General features: G+C 60.4%; 17 protein-coding genes. 11 read left to right on the forward strand and 6 right to left on the reverse strand.

Annotated features, from left to right (window positions below):
• The first annotated feature begins 88 nt into the window (after positions 1–88).
• A complete protein-coding gene (locus HB780_RS27225) occupies positions 89–544 on the forward strand; it encodes a GFA family protein (RefSeq protein ID WP_183690787.1) in 456 nt (151 codons plus the stop codon).
• A gap of 9 nt (positions 545–553) precedes the next feature.
• Here the strand turns inward: HB780_RS27225 and lepA are convergent, their stop codons facing one another.
• On the reverse strand, positions 554–2,386 hold the full coding sequence (gene lepA, locus HB780_RS27230) for a translation elongation factor 4 (RefSeq protein WP_183690789.1): 1,833 nt from the start codon (positions 2,384–2,386) through the stop codon (positions 554–556).
• Positions 2,387–2,561: 175 nt separating this feature from the next.
• On the opposite strand from lepA, the gene HB780_RS27235 reads away from it, so the two are divergent.
• The gene (locus HB780_RS27235; protein WP_183697526.1) at positions 2,562–3,131 is read left to right on the forward strand and encodes a helix-turn-helix domain-containing protein; all 570 of its coding nucleotides are present in this window, start codon (positions 2,562–2,564) and stop codon (positions 3,129–3,131) included.
• A 15-nt stretch (positions 3,132–3,146) separates the two neighbouring features.
• On the forward strand, positions 3,147–3,668 hold the full coding sequence (locus HB780_RS27240; RefSeq protein ID WP_183690791.1) for a GNAT family N-acetyltransferase: 522 nt from the start codon (positions 3,147–3,149) through the stop codon (positions 3,666–3,668).
• 3 nt (positions 3,669–3,671) lie between these two features.
• Here HB780_RS27240 and HB780_RS27245 read toward each other — a convergent pair whose 3' ends face one another.
• Positions 3,672–4,277 carry an HAD family hydrolase gene (locus HB780_RS27245; RefSeq protein ID WP_183690792.1) on the reverse strand — a complete coding sequence of 202 codons (606 nt, stop codon included), beginning with the start codon at positions 4,275–4,277 and terminating at the stop codon, positions 3,672–3,674.
• Between the two features lie 151 nt (positions 4,278–4,428).
• Here HB780_RS27245 and HB780_RS27250 point away from each other — a divergent pair, with 151 nt between their 5' ends.
• Positions 4,429–5,454, forward strand: coding sequence for a histone deacetylase family protein (locus tag HB780_RS27250; protein WP_183690794.1), 1,026 nt, complete (start codon positions 4,429–4,431; stop codon positions 5,452–5,454).
• Positions 5,455–5,550: 96 nt separating this feature from the next.
• Positions 5,551–6,465 carry an EamA family transporter gene (locus tag HB780_RS27255; protein ID WP_183690796.1) on the forward strand — a complete coding sequence of 305 codons (915 nt, stop codon included), beginning with the start codon at positions 5,551–5,553 and terminating at the stop codon, positions 6,463–6,465.
• A 271-nt stretch (positions 6,466–6,736) separates the two neighbouring features.
• Here the strand turns inward: HB780_RS27255 and HB780_RS27260 are convergent, their stop codons facing one another.
• Positions 6,737–7,204 (reverse strand): group III truncated hemoglobin, encoded by a 468-nt coding sequence (locus tag HB780_RS27260; protein ID WP_183690798.1) that lies wholly within the window; start codon positions 7,202–7,204, stop codon positions 6,737–6,739.
• 238 nt (positions 7,205–7,442) lie between these two features.
• On the opposite strand from HB780_RS27260, the gene mbfA reads away from it, so the two are divergent.
• Positions 7,443–8,426 (forward strand): iron exporter MbfA, encoded by a 984-nt coding sequence (mbfA, locus tag HB780_RS27265; RefSeq protein WP_183690800.1) that lies wholly within the window; start codon positions 7,443–7,445, stop codon positions 8,424–8,426.
• An 83-nt stretch (positions 8,427–8,509) separates the two neighbouring features.
• On the opposite strand, the gene HB780_RS27270 is transcribed toward mbfA, so the two are convergent.
• Together HB780_RS27270 and HB780_RS27275 are read right to left on the reverse strand one after the other, a co-directional pair.
• A complete protein-coding gene (locus HB780_RS27270; protein WP_183690802.1) occupies positions 8,510–9,109 on the reverse strand; it encodes a transglutaminase-like cysteine peptidase in 600 nt (199 codons plus the stop codon).
• A 234-nt stretch (positions 9,110–9,343) separates the two neighbouring features.
• Entirely contained in the window at positions 9,344–10,156 is an 813-nt protein-coding gene (locus HB780_RS27275; RefSeq protein ID WP_183690804.1) for an alpha/beta hydrolase, read from the reverse strand.
• Positions 10,157–10,434: 278 nt separating this feature from the next.
• Between HB780_RS27275 and infC the strand changes: the two genes are divergently transcribed.
• The 5 genes from infC (at position 10,435) to pheT (ending at position 15,787) form a co-directional block, all read left to right on the forward strand.
• Positions 10,435–10,971 carry a translation initiation factor IF-3 gene (gene infC / locus HB780_RS27280; protein WP_183697529.1) on the forward strand — a complete coding sequence of 179 codons (537 nt, stop codon included), beginning with the start codon at positions 10,435–10,437 and terminating at the stop codon, positions 10,969–10,971.
• Positions 10,972–11,290: 319 nt separating this feature from the next.
• Positions 11,291–11,494 carry a 50S ribosomal protein L35 gene (gene rpmI / locus HB780_RS27285; RefSeq protein ID WP_003544621.1) on the forward strand — a complete coding sequence of 68 codons (204 nt, stop codon included), beginning with the start codon at positions 11,291–11,293 and terminating at the stop codon, positions 11,492–11,494.
• Between the two features lie 37 nt (positions 11,495–11,531).
• The gene (gene rplT, locus HB780_RS27290) at positions 11,532–11,936 is read left to right on the forward strand and encodes a 50S ribosomal protein L20 (protein ID WP_183690806.1); all 405 of its coding nucleotides are present in this window, start codon (positions 11,532–11,534) and stop codon (positions 11,934–11,936) included.
• Positions 11,937–12,265: 329 nt separating this feature from the next.
• Complete coding sequence (gene pheS / locus HB780_RS27295; protein ID WP_183690808.1) at positions 12,266–13,348, forward strand: phenylalanine--tRNA ligase subunit alpha; 1,083 nt, start codon at positions 12,266–12,268, stop codon at positions 13,346–13,348.
• Between the two features lie 15 nt (positions 13,349–13,363).
• A complete protein-coding gene (gene pheT, locus HB780_RS27300) occupies positions 13,364–15,787 on the forward strand; it encodes a phenylalanine--tRNA ligase subunit beta (RefSeq protein ID WP_183690810.1) in 2,424 nt (807 codons plus the stop codon).
• A 269-nt stretch (positions 15,788–16,056) separates the two neighbouring features.
• On the opposite strand, the gene HB780_RS27305 is transcribed toward pheT, so the two are convergent.
• On the reverse strand, positions 16,057–16,416 hold the full coding sequence (locus HB780_RS27305) for a nuclear transport factor 2 family protein (RefSeq protein WP_183690812.1): 360 nt from the start codon (positions 16,414–16,416) through the stop codon (positions 16,057–16,059).
• Between the last annotated feature and the right edge of the window lie 74 nt (positions 16,417–16,490).

Genomic DNA, 16,490 nt, shown 5'->3' on the forward strand with positions numbered 1-16,490 from the left:
AGGTTACTCGGTACGAATGATCCGCTTTTGCGTAGAGCATGCATGTGCTGTTGCGGTGGGAATCTATCACTGGAGGAGGAGACCATTCATGAGCAAGCCAGATCTACCCTGGGAAGGTGGATGCCGTTGCGGGCGGGTGCGGTTGAAGGTCAGCGCCAAGCCGCTCCTCACCATGGCTTGCCACTGCACCGGCTGCCAGCGCATGACGGCGAGTGCCTATTCGCTGAGTGCCGCCATTCCGAGCGAAGGGTTTGAGGTGACAGTGGGAGAGCCGGTCATCGGCGGGCTGCATGGCGATGCCATTCACCACTATGCCTGCCCGCATTGCATGAGTTGGATGTTCACGCGGGTCGAGGGGATGGACTGGTTCGTCAACGTCCGCGCCACCATGCTCGACGATCCGAGCTGGTTTACGCCGTTCATCGAGACCTGGACGAGCGAGAAGCTCCCCTGGGCAACGACGCCGGCCAAGCACAGCTATGCGGCGCTGCCAGCCCCTGAGGATTTCGAGATGCTGATGAAGGAGTATATGGCGAAGGGGTGAGGCTGGCCCTCACTCATCCCCCATCTTCAGCGCCGCAATAAACGCTTCCTGCGGGATTTCGACCTTGCCGAACTGCCGCATGCGCTTCTTGCCTTCCTTCTGCTTGTCGAGCAGCTTGCGCTTGCGGGATGCGTCGCCGCCGTAGCACTTGGCGGTCACGTCCTTGCGCAGTGCCTTCACCGTCTCGCGGGCGACGATGCGCCCGCCGATGGCGGCCTGGATCGGGATCTGGAACATATGCTGCGGGATCAGGTCCTTCAGCTTCTCGCACATGACGCGGCCGCGCTTCTCGGCTGCGGAGCGGTGGACCAGCATTGAGAGCGCATCGACCGGCTCGGCATTGACGAGGATCGACATCTTCACGAGATCGCTTTCGCGGTAATCCGAGAGATTATAGTCGAAGGAGGCGTAGCCCTTGGAGATCGACTTCAGGCGGTCGTAGAAATCGAAGACAACTTCGTTGAGCGGCAGATCGTAGGTGATCATGGCGCGGTTGCCGACATAGGTCAGCTCGGTCTGGATGCCGCGACGGTCCTGGCAGAGCTTCAGGATCGAGCCGAGATAGTCGTCCGGCGTCAGGATCGTCGCCTTGATCCACGGCTCGCGGAATTCGGCGATCTTGACGACGTCGGGCATGTCGGCCGGATTGTGCAGCTCGATCTGGCTGCCGTCATTCATGGTCAGCTGATAGACGACCGAAGGGGCCGTCGCGATCAGGTCGAGATTGAATTCGCGTTCCAGTCGCTCCTGAATGATTTCCAGATGCAAGAGGCCGAGGAATCCGCAGCGAAAGCCGAAGCCGAGCGCTGCCGAGGATTCCATTTCGAAGGAGAAGCTGGCGTCATTGAGGCGCAGCTTGCCCATGGCGGAGCGCAGATCCTCGAATTCGGCGGCATCGACCGGGAAGAGGCCACAGAACACGACAGGCTGGGCCGGCTTGAAGCCCGGCAGGGCCTGGGCAGTCGGGCGCTTGTCCTCGGTGATGGTATCGCCGACGCGGGTGTCGGCCACTTCCTTGATCGAGGCGGTGATGAAGCCGATTTCGCCGGGGCCAAGGCTCTCGACGGTGAGCATCTTCGGCGTCAGCACGCCGACGCGCTCGATCTGGTATTTCACGTCCGTGCCCATCATGCGGATGGTCTGGCCCTTGGTCATAACGCCGTCGATGACGCGAACGAGAACCATGACGCCGAGATAGGTGTCGTACCAGCTGTCGACCAGCAGTGCCTTCAGCGGTGCCTTTTCGCCGCCGGGGCTCTTCGGCGCCGGCAGCTTGTTGACGATAGCCTCGAGAACATCGGGGATGCCGAGGCCGGTCTTGGCAGAAATCAGCACGGCTTCGGAGGCGTCGATGCCGATGACTTCCTCGATCTGGGCCTTGATGCGGTCCGGTTCGGCCGCCGGTAGGTCGATCTTGTTGAGAACGGTGACGATCTCGTGGTTGTTGTCGATCGCCTGATAGACGTTGGCGAGCGTCTGCGCTTCCACGCCCTGAGAGGCGTCGACTACTAGCAGCGAACCCTCGCAGGCCGACAGCGAGCGCGAGACTTCATAGGCGAAGTCGACGTGGCCGGGCGTGTCGATCAGGTTGAGGATATAGGTCTCGCCATTGTTGGCCTTGTAGTGCAGGCGCACCGTCTGTGCCTTGATGGTGATGCCGCGCTCGCGCTCGATATCCATGCTGTCAAGCACCTGCTCCGACATCTCGCGTTCGGCAAGACCGCCCGTCGTCTGGATCAGACGATCGGCCAGCGTCGATTTGCCGTGGTCGATATGGGCCACGATGGAGAAGTTGCGGATGTGCGAAAGCGGTGTGGTGGAATTGGTGCTCATGCGCGCCATATAGCAGCGCCGCCCCGCGCCGCAAAGCGGAAAAGCAGGGTTTTGTTAGGGATATCGGTGCGGCCGTAGGCATTTGCGATTGCCGTCACGATCAGCCGCATTATTCGGCTTGATTCCATTATTAGATCATGTATTTCTCTTATAGTAGAATATCGGCGCAAGTGACATGCAAATAATGGATGACGATCTGGAAATCGCGATTGGCGCTCGTATCAAGCAGCTGCGCATTGCCCGCGGAATGACGCTGGATGAGCTGGCAAACGCCTCTGCGGTCAGCCGGGCGATGATCTCGCGCATCGAGCGGGCCGAAGCGAGCCCGACGGCCTCACTGCTCGCCCGGCTCTGCGCAGCACTCGGCCTGTCGCTTTCGGCTTTTTTCGCGGAAGAGGATCGGGAGGTCTCGCCGCTTTCCCGGCATAAGGATCAGCAGGTCTGGCGGGATCCGGAAACTGGCTATGTCAGGCGCGCGGTTTCGCCGTTGGGTATGGAGACGCCGGTCGATCTTGTCGAAGTCACCTTTCCCGCCGGCGCGCGCGTCAGCTTTCCGCCGAATGCGGGAAGCAAGAATATGACCCAGCATATCTGGCTGTTCGAGGGCGAGATGGAGATGACATCGGGTGAAACCGTGCATCATCTGAAGCCCGGCGACTGCCTCTTCATACCCGTCGGCGACGGCCACGTTTTTCATAATCCCGGCGGCACACCGGCGCGTTACTGCGTCGTGCTCGATCGCGGCCGGCCATAATTCAAGGAACTCTTCATGCCCGATATTCGTCTTCTCTCCGCCTCCGAAGCCCGCGCCGTCTCCGCCGATCTCTGTGAAGTCCTCGCCGATTGCGTCAACGGCGGCGCTTCGGTCGGTTTCATGCAGCCCTATGGGCCTGACGACGCCGCGCCCTATTGGCAAGGCGTAGCCGATAGCGTTGAGGCCGGCTCGACCTTGCTTTTCGCCGCTGTCATTGAGGGCAAAGTTATCGGCACCGTGCAGATTGGCGCGGCACAGATGCCGAACCAGCCGCATCGTGGCGATCTGAAAAAGTTGCTGGTGCACCGGTCCGCCCGCGGAAACGGCCTTGCTCGCTTCCTGATGGAGGCCGCTGAGCACGAGGCGGCCAAGCGCGGCAAGACCTTGCTGGTGCTCGACACGGCGACGGGCAGCGAAGCGGAAGCCATCTATCCCCGCCTTGGCTGGGAGCGCGCTGGTGTCATTCCCGATTATGCTCTGTGGCCGCAGGGCGGGTTTTGCGACACGACGCTCTTCTACAAGCGGATTGCTGCGTAAGTTTCAACGGGAAAACGCGGCAAAGGCATCCTCCAATCTGGAGCCAGGCGCCCAATGCATCGCCTTCCAGCCGAATTGCTGCGCCGCCTCGATGTTGGCGGGATAATCGTCAATGAAGCCGATCTCGCTGGCTTCGATGCCGACGCGCTCGGTTGCCAACCGGAAGAATTCGGGCGCTGGCTTCTGGTGTCCGAACATGGCGGAATAGAAAATTCCGTCGAAATAGGAGGAGAGCCCGAGCTTCTCCATCAGATAGGCGGCACGCCGATGCTCTTGATTGGTCGCCAGATACATCGGGATGCCTTTTGCCCGCAGGGTGGCGAGATCGGCAAGCAGCGTCCGGTCCAGCCGGGAATCATTCTCGAACCAGTAATCGATCAGCGCCGCGGCGCTGAGATTTGGCGCGATCTTCGCCAGCACACTGGCGAGCCGGGGTTCCAGCTCGTCGCGTCCCGTGACGATGTCGCCCCAGTGGGTCTGGAAGAATTCCTTCTGGATCAGATCGCGACTAAGGCCGAGATCGCGTTCCAGATAGGTGAAAAGGTGCAGTCCATCGCTGGGCCGGCCATGAACCAGTACACCATCGACATCGACCATCAGGACTTTCATGCCGCGCGAATCTCCCAGTTGTTGGAAAGGCGGATGGAAGGTGCCGTCGTTTCCTGTCGCGTTCAAGGGCACAAGCCGCTCTTTTTTCCTGACTGCGATCCGTGTAAGCCTCTGGGCCAACCAATAAACTTCGCAGGCGAGGGGGCCGATCATGCGTGTCATTTATTCGGAAGATCACAAGCTGAGGGATGCCAAGACCGAGTTGCATGACGGCCAGCTGGTGACGCCCTTCGAAGCGCCGTTCCGTGCCGAATGGATTCTGGCGGCGGTAAAGGAAGCGGGCTTTACCGATATCGTCGCGCCCGATGCCCATGGGCTGGAGACGGCGCGCAAGGTGCATGATCCGGCCTATCTCGATTTTCTGGGCACGGTCTGGGAGCGCTGGGTCGCGGCTGGCTACAAGGGCGAGGCGATCGCCAATTCCTTTCCGGTGCGCCGGACCAGCCAGCGCGTACCGGAAAACATTGTCGGCATGATCGGCCATTATGCCAATGCCGCCGATACCTCGATCAGCAAGGGCTCCTATGAAGCGGCGATTGCCTCGATGCGCTGCGCATTGACGAGTGCTGATTGGCTGCATGCCGGCCATCGCTTCGCCTTCGCGCTTTGCCGCCCGCCCGGCCATCACGCCGGCTTCGATCTCTTCGGCGGCTATTGCTTCATCAATAATGCTGCCGTCGCGGCGCAGCGCCTACGCGACCACGGCGCGAAGAAGGTGGCTGTGCTCGATGTCGATTTCCATCATGGCAACGGCACGCAGGACATTTTCTATCAACGCGGCGATGTTTTCACCGCCTCGCTGCATGGCGACCCCATCCACGCCTTCCCCTATTTCCTCGGCCATGCCGAGGAGGAGGGCGAAGGCGAAGGGCTCGGCACGAACCGCAATTATCCGATGCCGCGCGGCACGCCCTGGAGCGTCTGGTCGGAAGCGCTTGCCGATGCGCTCGCCCGCATCAAGGGGTTTGGCGCGGAGGCGATCGTGCTGTCCCTCGGCGTCGATACTTTCGAGCGCGACCCGATCTCCTTCTTCAAGCTGACGTCGGAGGATTTCATCCGCATCGGCCAGCTTGTCGCCGGAGCCGGCCTGCCGGTTCTCACCTGCATGGAGGGCGGCTATGGCGTGCCGGAGATCGGCTTGAACGTCGCCAATGTGCTGAAGGGCCTGGAAGCCTGAGGTGCTCTTATCAGGGCGACTGATCCAACCGATGAAAAGTTTGAATTTGCGCCTCCATCGCTTGCCGACTACAAGCCGCGCAGGATGGGAGCGACCATGGACCAGAAGATGATCGAGAGCGGCACGGATGGTGGCGCGCCGTTGATGCCGCATCCCGATGTAGCGGCGTCCTCGGGCGGCGTTGGCGCGGGCGTTCTCATGTGTCTGCTATCCATGTGCTGCATCCAGTTTGGTGCGGCGCTGTCGTCTTCTGCCATCGCCACCTACGGGGCTACCGGCGCCACATGGCTGCGGCTCGCTTTTGCCGCCATCATTCTTGCGGTTATCGTCCGGCCGAAGGTGACCCGCTACAGCCGCGAGCAATGGATAGGTGCGCTCGTGCTCGGTGCCATGACGGCGATGATGACGATCTCCTTCTTTTTGGCGATCGAGCGTATTCCGCTTGGTCTTGCCGTCGCCATCGATTTTCTCGGCCCTCTGTCGGTCGCGACCCTGGGGTTCGGATTGAGCCGCCAGCTTGCTTGGCCGCTGATCGCCGGGATTGGCGTGCTTCTGCTCGCCTATAACGGCCAGGAGTGGGTCGGCAATCTCCCGGGCATATTGTTTGCCTGCGGTGCGGGCACCGGCTGGGCCTGCTATATCCTGCTGACGAAGAAGGTCGGCAGCGTTTTTACCGGCTTCGAGGGTCTCTCTATGTCGCTCATCATCGCGGCGATTGTCGCGACACCCTTCGGCTTTGCCTCAGCCGTTCCGCATTTGACCGGCTATGGCCTCATCGAAATGGCGGGTCTCGCACTGCTCGTGCCGCTTCTGCCCTACGCCTTGGAAATGGTGGCGCTGCGGCGCATGCCGACATCCTCCTTCGGCATTCTCATGAGCCTGGAACCGGCAATCGGCGCCTTCGCCGGCTTCGTCATCCTGACCCAGCCGCTGACGCCATCACAGATGTTCGGCACGGCGCTGGTCGTGGCCGCCAGCATCGGCGCGACGGTGTTTGTTGCCAAGGGTTGATTGGTAGCTTTGCCTGGCAATCGGCTGTCGATATGCCGCACCTCTGGCACCCCCCTCTGTCACTGTCGTGACATCTCCCCCACAAGGGCGGAGATCGTTGGGAGGATGCCGCGTGTTCTGCTTAAAACAATCAGCTTCGATTTCAGCAGATCCGATGCCAGCTTGAGGCGAGAAATTCCTGCGAGTTACCAATCTCCCCCCTTGTGGGGGAGATGTCACGAAGTGACAGAGGGGGTGAACACTCTCCGCAAACTCGAAGTGAGACTTTGCCTCATTCACCCCGCCGGGCCGGATCATCCACCGCCGGATTGTAGAACAACGACAAGGTCAAGCTCTTGGCGATGCGCTCGGCTGTTGCCATGAACCAGGCTTTGGCCTCGTCCGTCGGCGCTATGTCGTCCAGCGTCTGGGAAAACAGCACCAGCCATTCCGGAAACAGGTCGGGCGCGATGCCCTGGACGCCGAGATGGGCCTGCACCGGCTTACCGCCATAGGCGCCGTTCTTGAAGGCGATCGAGGACCAGAAGCGTTTCATCTTGTCCATATGCTCCGGCCAGCGCCCCGCAAGACGGCCGTCGAAGACCGGGCCGAGCCGGGGATGCGCCTGGATGCGGCCGTAGAAGGTCTCGACCAGCCGGTCGATAAAGGCGGCGTCGATGCCGAAGCGCGTCATCTCGGCCTCGGCCTTTTCGCGGATGCCGGCCAGATGGGCGGCGCGGCCTTGCAGGTCATTGTCCATGTTATGCTCCTGGCCCCGCCGCGCGTAATTTTTCTGCGGCAATGGGCTTGTGTCGGCTCCTATGTACGCCATTTCCCCACGCAACCAAGATGTCATGCTGTCATTGCAGCAATCTGTTGAAGTCGCGTTGGTAATCTCGTCCAAAAATGGCGTCTCCTGCTTCGGGGTCATGCCTTTGCGCTTGACCCACGCATTTAGCCACTTTAGATTTAGAATAATTCTAAAGATGGAGATTTTGATGTTGCTCGGTTTCTTCCGCTCGCCGAAGCGTTCCTTTGCCTCTTTGTCCGAACAGGAAATTCTCGCTGTCGCCATCGCCGCCGAAGAAGACGATGCGCGCATCTTTCTCGCCTATGCCGATATCCTTCGCGAGCAATATCCCGACTCCGCCAAGGTGTTCGAGGATATGGCCGAGGTCGAGGACACCCATCGCAAGACGCTGATCGACATGCACCGCCGCCGTTTCGGCGAGCGCATCCCGCTGATCCGGCGCGAACATGTCAGCGGCTTCTACGACCGCAAGCCGGATTGGCTGCGCAAGAACCTGTCGCTCGACGCCATTCGCCAGGAGGCGGAGGCGATGGAGCAGCAGGCCTATAATTTCTATGTCGAAGCGGCCAAGCAGATCTCGGATGCTTCGACGCGCCAGCTTCTGGGCGATCTCGCGCTTGCCGAGCAGGGGCACGAGGAAGTCGCTCGCATGTTGGGCGACAAGCACACGCCGCAATCGGTCAAGCAGGAGGAAGACGCCAGCGCTCACCGCCAATTCGTGCTGACTTATGTGCAGCCGGGCCTTGCCGGCCTGATGGATGGTTCCGTCTCGACGCTGGCGCCGATCTTCGCGGCGGCCTTCGCGACGCAAAATACCTGGCAGACCTTCCTCGTCGGCCTGTCGGCCTCCGTCGGCGCCGGCATTTCCATGGGCTTTACCGAAGCTGCCCATGACGACGGCAAGATTTCCGGTCGCGGCTCGCCAATCAAGCGCGGCCTTGCCTGCGGCATCATGACGGCGCTCGGCGGCCTTGGCCACGCGCTGCCCTATCTCATTCCGCACTTCTGGATAGCAACCGTCCTTGCCGGCATCGTCGTCTTCTTTGAACTCTGGGCGATCGCCTTCATCCAGAACAAATATATGGAGACGCCATTCCTGCGCGCCGCCTTCCAGGTCGTCGTTGGTGGTTCTCTGGTGCTGGCAGCCGGCATATTGATCGGAAATGCCTGAGGCCGGTCGGCAAGAGCGGTTGGAAAAGCAAAAGGCCGGCAGATGTGCCGGCCTTCCATTTGTGATGCTTATCGCGGCTACGCTTACTTGACCGAGCCGACCAGAATGTCGCTGCCGTTCTCGATGGTGACCCAGCGGCCGGCATTGAAGCTCGCCTGGCGCTTCAGGTAGGAGTAGGGAGTCTTGTTCCAGACCTTCACCTCATCCTCAAGATTGTCGAGAATGTAGTCGCCCTGCTTGGTGCGTAGCGTCAGCACGGCATGGCCTTCGCCATCCGGCTTGCGAACGACAGTCATCAGGAGGTTGGCGGCGGAAATGCCCTTCTGCATCAGAACTCTGCGCTTTAGGAGCGCGAAATCCTCGCAGTCACCTGCAGTCTTCGGATATTCCCAATATTCTTCCTGGCCATAGACTTCCATGTCGGTGGCCGGCGTGATCGTCTTGTTGACGCGCAGGTTGACCTGGTTGACCAGTGCCCAGGTGTCGGCGTTGAGGTCGACCGGGCCGGCGTTGCGGGTCGGGCCACACTCGTCTGTGTGGCGCTCGCAGAATTCATAGTGTCCGATAGGCTGGGATGTGACGTTGCCGATAGCCATCGACGCGGTCTTCTGCGGGGCCGGCATGGCCGACGACGACATGGCAACTATAGCCGCAAAGGCAACGAATAGGCCCTTAATACGCACGCCCACTATCCTTGTATCGTCCCTGCATTTGTTAACAAATTGTTAATGTAGGGGGTGCGTGAAGTCAATCGTTACTTAAGTGTTAACGCCAGAACCAGGCCATATGGTTAATTTCAGCACAATCAAAGAGATAGTCGCCACAATTGAATACCTCTTCTGATTAGCTGTTGCCACGCGAATGCGGCCCGGCGAGCAGCTTGCTCGCCGGTTTTTATCCGATCTATCTATCTGTTTTTATGGAAGGTTATGCAGCGCCAGCGTCTCTGCCGCGACCAGCATGCGCTCGATATCCTGCGGTCGGGACAGGCGGTGATCGCCGTCGCGCACAAGTGTTAACACCACATCGTCGGCTGGCAGGTGCTCGACCAGTTTTAACGAATGCGCAAAGGGCACGTCCTCGTCCTGCATGCCCTGCAGGATATGGACCGGGCAGCCGGTCTCGACGATGCCGGTCAAAACACGATTAGCGCGGCCATCCTCAATGAGGGCGCGGGTGAAGATGTTTGGCTCGGAACTATACTCCGAGGGCTCCTCGAAATAGCCGCGTTCGGCCAGCGATCTGCGCTCGGTGTCGGAAAGGTTCGGCTCAATGAGGTCGATAGTGAAGTCCGGGGCGGGGGCGATCAGCACCAGGCCGTGGATGACGGGCGTCTTCTTTTGCTTGCGCAGCTCTTGGATCAGCCGGAGCGCGATCCAGCCGCCCATCGACGAGCCGACGAGGACGATGCGCTTCGGCTTGGCATGGTCGATGACGGCCAGTGCCTCCTCCAGCCAGCGCGAGATCGTGCCGTCCGTGAACTTGCCGCCCGATTGGCCGTGGCCCGAATAGTCGAAGCGGATGCAGCCGAGCCCCAGCCGCTCTGCCAGCGCGTCCAGTTCCAGCGCCTTGGTGCCACCCATGTCGGAACGATAGCCGGAGAGCCAGACGAAGGTGGCACCCTTCACGCCCTTCTTGCTCGCGCGCTGCTGTATGGCGATCTGCCGCTGATCGTCGCCGGCGCCAACGGAAAGGAAGGTGGGTTCAAGGCTGGCTAGTGCTTCGGACATCAAGAAACTCCCGGAATTTTCCGCTCTTTAAAGCAGATTCGCGCGCATGTGACCCCAAAAAATCTCTCGATTTTTGCAAGCATCCTGTGCTATTCGAGCTTATTACTGTGTCCTTTGCGCATCTTGAGACTGTGCGACGTAGTAATGACGCGCGGGAGGTGATTTTTTCCTGGCGCCATGCTATTGACTTCAACACAGCTTTTACGACATTTCCGTCAGTTGCGCCGACGGGAGCGAGAAGCTGCAGCTATCCGTAACAATTCGTGGAGAATACGACCATTCGCAGACCCTTTAAAACCGATGCGCCCGTGAAGGATGGGCCGCGTTCCAACAGGGAAATTCGCGTTTCCAAAGTTCAGCTTATTGCTGCTGACGGCCAGAATTTGGGCGTCGTCCCGACTGACGAGGCATTGAAAATGGCGGAGGAGGCCGGTCTCGATCTCGTTGAGATTTCCCCCAATGCTGAAGCACCTGTGTGCAAGATCCTCGATCTGGGCAAGCTGAAATACGCCAACCAGAAGAAGGCCGCCGAGGCACGCAAGAAGCAGAAGATTGTCGAAGTCAAAGAAATCAAGATGCGCCCGAACATCGACACCCATGACTATGAGGTGAAGATGAAGGCGATCGGACGTTTCTTTGAAGAAGGCGACAAGGTGAAGGTGACCTTGAAGTTCCGTGGCCGCGAAATGGCTCACCAGGAACTCGGCATGAAGCTTCTCCAGCAGGTCAAGGAAGATACGGTTGAGATCGCCAAGGTCGAAGCCGAGCCCAAGCTCGAAGGCCGTCAGATGATGATGGTGCTTGCGCCGAAGTAAGCGCGAGCAGGTTCAAGAGGTCGGAGCCGTCCAAGGGGCGGCTTTTTCCTTTTATGCCGCCAGGTTGATTGATGTCATCGATCTGCAAAGATTCACGCGTCCGGCCCGTTGCACTCTAAGGCAACTACGGTTATAAGCGCGCGTCCGAACTGACCGGCAGGGCATGCCGTGGCAGTTCAGAATGCTGGTGGGATGGTTCGTCGCCGTATCCACCGTTCAACAACAAACGCTCCGGCAACCTTGTCGCAGCCCGGCCGAGCCGGATCTGTGGGAAGGGCTTTTAGCAAAGCGCGCCAGGAAGCATCGAAGGAGTAGCAAAATGCCCAAGATGAAGACGAAGTCCTCAGCCAAGAAGCGGTTCAAGATCACCGCGACCGGCAAGGTCAAGGCCGCCGCTGCTGGCAAGCGCCACGGCATGATCAAGCGTAGCAACAAGTTCATTCGCGATGCCCGCGGCACCATGGTTCTCGCAGAGCCGGATGGTCGTAAGGTTATCAAGAATTACTTGCCGAACGGTCTCTAAGACTATTCGTAACGCTATAGACTAAGGAGATCATGAAATGGCACGCGTAAAAAGAGGCGTAACCTCGCACGCCAAGCATAAGAAGGTTCTGAAGCAGGCTCGTGGATTCTACGGCCGCCGCAAGAACACCATCCGGACCGCCAAGGCCGCTGTCGATCGTTCCAAGCAGTACGCTTATCGCGACCGCAAGGTTAACAAGCGCAACTTCCGCGCCCTCTGGATCCAGCGTATCAACGCTGCCGTCCGCGAACACGGCCTGACCTATGGCCGCTTCATCGACGGCCTGACCAAGGCTGGCATCGAAGTCGACCGTAAGGTTATGTCCGACATGGCGATCCATGAGCCGGATGCTTTCGGTGTGCTCGTCGCCGCCTCGAAGAAGGCTCTGGAATATCTCAAGGACGCCGGTACGAAGAACGAGTTTGAAGCAGCCGTTAACTAACGCCGCTTCGCACGTCTTTCGTAAATTCATTATGAAACCCGCGCTGGCGAAACCGGCGCGGGTTTTGTGTTTTGCAGCATACGCTTTTCCATCGTGTCAGGCGGTCCTGTCGGGCGAGATCCCGGAAAACGGATCGTGTATCGGGCGGCAAGTGCCAAGGACGGCCTTCTTGGCGGGTTTTTGTCATTTGCCCGGTTGATTGGCCGCTTGCACATGGGTAGTGATCTGCAGCGCCTCATCGTTGCCACAAGCTGTCTGATGCGGGCGTTCATCCATTATTCCGCGGACTGAGCGGCGTTCCAAGCCCGCCGCCCGCAAGGCAGGACCAGATGACGGAACTCGTGACACTTGAAACCCAACTCATGGCCGAGGTGGCCGCGGCGACCGACGAGCAGTCGATCGAAGCCGTCAGGGTGGCCGCGCTCGGCAAGAAGGGCTCGGTTTCGGAACTGCTGAAGACGCTGGGCTCGATGTCGCCGGAAGAGCGGCAGACACGGGGCGCTGCGATCAACGCGCTGAAGACCACCGTCACCGACGCCATCAACGCTCGCAAAGGCGCGTTGAAGGATGCCGCCATCGACGCGAAGCTGAAGGCGGAGACGGTGGACGTCAGCCTGCCGGTGCGTTCTTCCCCGGCTGAACGCGGTCGCATCCATCCGATCAGCCAGATCGTCGATGAGATCACGGCGATCTTCGGCGACATGGGCTTCTCGATCGCCGAGGGTCCTGATGTCGAGACCGACTATTATAACTTCACGGCGCTGAATTTCCCCGAGGGACATCCGGCCCGCGAGATGCACGACACCTTCTTTTTCCAGCCGGACGAGAAGGGTGAGCGCAAGGTGCTGCGCACGCACACCTCGCCGGTGCAGATCCGCACCATGGAAGCGCAGAAGCCGCCGATCCGCATCATCATTCCCGGCAAGACCTATCGCCAGGACAGCGACGCCACGCACTCGCCGATGTTCCATCAGGTCGAGGGCCTGGTGATCGACAAGACGGCGAATGTCGGCAATATCCGCTGGGTGCTGGAAGAATTCTGCAAGACCTTCTTCGAGGTCGACAATGTGACGATGCGATTCCGCCCGTCCTTCTTCCCCTTCACCGAGCCCTCCTTCGAGGTCGATATCCAGTGCGACCGCTCCGGCCCGAGCGTCAAGTTCGGCGAGGGCACCGACTGGATGGAAATCCTCGGCTGCGGCATGGTGCATCCGAACGTGCTGCGTCACGGCGGCCTCGATCCGGACGAATATCAGGGCTTTGCCTGGGGCATGGGCCTCGACCGCATCGCCATGCTGAAATACGGCATGCCGGACCTGCGCGACTTCTTCAACGCAGACGTCCGCTGGATGAACCACTACGGCTTCCGCCCGCTCGACATGCCGACGCTGTTCGGCGGCTTGAGCGCGTAAGCAAGGATCGATGACATGAAATTCACACTCTCCTGGCTGAAAGAGCACCTGGAAACAGACGCCACGCTCGACGAGATTTGCGCCCGCCTGACGATGATCGGGCTGGAGGTCGAAGACGTCGACGACAAGGCCGCCTTCAAGCCCTTCGTCATCGCCAAGATCCTGTCCGCCGAAAAGCATCCGCAGGCCGATCGCCTGAAGGTGCTGACGGTCGATATCGGCGCCGGCAAACCCATCCAGGTCGTCTGCGGCGCACCGAATGCGCGTGCGGGCCTCGTCGGCGCTTTCGCGGCGCCCGGCACCTATGTTCCCGGCATCGACGTGACGCTGGCGGTCGGCAACATCCGTGGTGTCGAAAGCCACGGAATGATGTGCTCCGAAAAGGAGCTGGAAATCTCCGACAGCCATGACGGCATCATCGACTTGGCCGAAGATGCGCCTGTCGGCACCAGCTTTGCCACTTACGCAGGCCTCGACGATCCGATGATCGAGATCAACCTGACGCCGAACCGTCCGGACTGCACCGGCGTCTATGGTATCGCTCGCGATCTCGCCGCCTCCGGTCTCGGCACCTTGAAGCCGCGCGCCGTTCCTTCCTTCGCTGTCGAAGGCGAGACGCCTGTGGACGTGAAGATCGAGCTCGATGATACCAGGCTCTGCCCCGGCTTTGCGCTTCGCCTCGTGCGCGGCGTCAAGAACGGCCCGAGCCCGAAATGGATGCAGCAGCGTCTGCTGGCGATCGGTCTTCGCCCGATCAGCGCACTGGTCGACATTACTAACTACATGACCTTCGATCAGGGCCGGCCGATGCACGTCTTCGACGCCGCCAAGGTCAAGGGCAATCTCGTCGTTCGCCGCGCCAGGGATGGCGAGACTGTGCTGGCGCTCGATCAGCGCGAATACAAGCTCGGCCCGAACAATGTCGTCATCGCTGACGACAACGGCATCGAGTCGATCGGCGGCATCATGGGCGGCGAGCATTCCGGCTGTGACGAGAACACCGTCGACGTGCTGATCGAATCCGCGCTGTGGGATCCGATGAACATCGCCAAGAGCGGCCGCGGCCTCGGTATCATCACCGATGCCCGCTACCGTTTCGAACGCGGTATCGATCCGGAATATATGGTCCCTGGCCTGGAACGCACGACCGAGCTGGTGCTCGCCTGCTGCGGCGGCACCGCCGCCAAGGCCAAGGTCGAGGGATACAAGGGCTATGACGCCAAGATTGTCGATTTCCCCTTCTCCGAGGTCAAGCGCCTGACGGGTCTTGATGTCTCGACGGAAGAGGGCAAGTCGATCCTGACGAAGCTCGGCTTCTCGGTTTCGGGTTCTGGCGAGCGCGTCTCCGTCGCCGTTCCGCCCTGGCGCCCGGATGTCGATGGCAAGGCCGATCTGGTCGAAGAGATCATGCGTATCCACGGCGTCGACAACATCAAGCCGCAGCCGCTTAGCAGCCACGGCGCCGTCAACGGCAAGATCCTGACGACACTGCAGATCCGCACCCGCACCGCCAAGCGCGCGCTTGCCTCGCGCGGCATGCTGGAAGCCGTCACCTGGTCGTTCATCTCGGAAGATCAGGCCAAGCTTTTTGGCGGCGGCACCACGGCGCTGAAGCTTGCCAACCCGATTGCCGCCGACATGTCCGATATGCGCCCGTCGCTGTTGCCGGGCCTGCTTTCGGCCGCGCAGCGCAATGCCGACAAGGGTTATGGCGACGTCGCGATCTTCGAAGTCTCCGGCACCTATGAAAATGACCGGCCGGAAGGCCAGCGCCGCGTTGCCGGCGGCATCCGTCGCGGCACGGCGACGCTCGCCGGTTCCGGCCGCATGTGGTCGAACGCCGCCAAGGGCGGCGGCAAGCCGGTCGATGTCTTCGACGCCAAGGCCGATGCGCTGGCGGTGCTTGAAGCCTGTGGTCTGCCGATGGGCAATATCCAGATCGAGCAGGGCGGTCCCGCCTGGTATCATCCGGGCCGCTCCGGAACGATCAAGATGGGTCCGAAGGTCGTGCTCGGCTATTTCGGCGAATTCCATCCGAAGACGCTGGAAGCGCTTGACGTCACCGGCGCACTTGCTGGTTTCGAAGTCTACATCGACGCCATGCCGGAGCCGAAGAAGAAGGCGACGCGCACCAAGCCCGCGCTGGAGCTTTCGCCCTTCCAGGCCGTCAAGCGCGATTTCGCCTTCGTGGTCGACAAATCGGTGGAAGCCGGCGCCATCATCCGCGCCGCCACCGGCGCTGACCGCAAGCTGATCACCGGCGTCAATGTCTTCGATATTTTCGAGGGCGCATCGCTCGGCGACGGCAAGAAGTCGATCGCCATCGAAGTCCAGATCCAGCCGGCCGAGCGTACGCTCACCGACGAGGATTTCGAAGCGCTGACGCAGAAGATCGTCGCCAATGTCACCAAGACGACGGGTGGTGTTTTGCGGGGGTAAGACGCCCTATCCGTGATTGTTGAGTTTGCGGAGGGTGCGGCACCCCCCTCTGTCACTGTCGTGACATCTCCCCCACAAGGGGGGAGATTGGTAACTCGCGGCGCGCTCTCGTCTCAAGCCGGCACCGTATCTGTTGAAACCGAAGTCTCTGTTTTAACGAAGACGACCGGCAAACTCCCAACAATCTCCCCCCATGTGGGGGAGATGTCACGAAGTGACAGAGGGGGGTATCAGAGGCTCGGCATAGAAGAGCGGCCTTGAGGCCAGCGCTACCGATGCAAATGATAGACCTTGTTGACGACACTCCAGCGCCCGTCGATCTTCAGCAGTGACAGATAGTCGGAAAAGCGCATGCCGGCGAATTCGTCGACGACCTTGACGTTCGCCGCATCCCCTTCAATGTCGATCAGTTCGATATCCATCAGCGGTATGGTGCCGGGCGGGGCGCTGCCTTCCTCGACGATGGCCGCGATGAATTCGTCGCGGGTCATCCACTCCACCGCGCCTTGATAATTGCCGATGATCGCCGCGCGTGGATGCAGCGCTTTGCGCAGCGCCGGCTCATTCGCGAATGCCATGCCATCGACATAGAGGTGAACAACCGCGCGGATTGCCTGCTCTTCCGACATCTCGTCATTCCTCGTTTGAGTATTTGATAAAGTAACACGAACGGGCCGGACTGGCAAAAAAGCGGCAGCACGAT

It is taken from the genome of Rhizobium lusitanum, assembly GCF_014189535.1.
Taxonomy (GTDB): Bacteria; Pseudomonadota; Alphaproteobacteria; order Rhizobiales; family Rhizobiaceae; genus Rhizobium; species Rhizobium lusitanum_C.

Bases quoted from the DNA above. Each gene is read 5' to 3' on its own strand.
- HB780_RS27250 (WP_183690794.1), top strand. From the start codon at position 4,429: ATGCGTGTCATTTATTCGGAAGATCACAAGCTGAGGGATGCCAAGACC.
- rplT (WP_183690806.1), top strand. From the start codon at position 11,532: ATGGCACGCGTAAAAAGAGGCGTAACCTCGCACGCCAAGCATAAGAAG.
- HB780_RS27260 (WP_183690798.1), bottom strand. From the start codon at position 7,204: ATGGACAATGACCTGCAAGGCCGCGCCGCCCATCTGGCCGGCATCCGC.
- HB780_RS27225 (WP_183690787.1), top strand. From the start codon at position 89: ATGAGCAAGCCAGATCTACCCTGGGAAGGTGGATGCCGTTGCGGGCGG.
- HB780_RS27245 (WP_183690792.1), bottom strand. From the start codon at position 4,277: ATGAAAGTCCTGATGGTCGATGTCGATGGTGTACTGGTTCATGGCCGG.
- lepA (WP_183690789.1), bottom strand. From the start codon at position 2,386: ATGGCGCGCATGAGCACCAATTCCACCACACCGCTTTCGCACATCCGC.
- pheS (WP_183690808.1), top strand. From the start codon at position 12,266: ATGACGGAACTCGTGACACTTGAAACCCAACTCATGGCCGAGGTGGCC.
- pheT (WP_183690810.1), top strand. From the start codon at position 13,364: ATGAAATTCACACTCTCCTGGCTGAAAGAGCACCTGGAAACAGACGCC.
- HB780_RS27255 (WP_183690796.1), top strand. From the start codon at position 5,551: ATGGACCAGAAGATGATCGAGAGCGGCACGGATGGTGGCGCGCCGTTG.
- HB780_RS27275 (WP_183690804.1), bottom strand. From the start codon at position 10,156: ATGTCCGAAGCACTAGCCAGCCTTGAACCCACCTTCCTTTCCGTTGGC.
- mbfA (WP_183690800.1), top strand. From the start codon at position 7,443: ATGTTGCTCGGTTTCTTCCGCTCGCCGAAGCGTTCCTTTGCCTCTTTG.
- HB780_RS27305 (WP_183690812.1), bottom strand. From the start codon at position 16,416: ATGTCGGAAGAGCAGGCAATCCGCGCGGTTGTTCACCTCTATGTCGAT.
- HB780_RS27240 (WP_183690791.1), top strand. From the start codon at position 3,147: ATGCCCGATATTCGTCTTCTCTCCGCCTCCGAAGCCCGCGCCGTCTCC.
- rpmI (WP_003544621.1), top strand. From the start codon at position 11,291: ATGCCCAAGATGAAGACGAAGTCCTCAGCCAAGAAGCGGTTCAAGATC.
- HB780_RS27235 (WP_183697526.1), top strand. From the start codon at position 2,562: ATGGATGACGATCTGGAAATCGCGATTGGCGCTCGTATCAAGCAGCTG.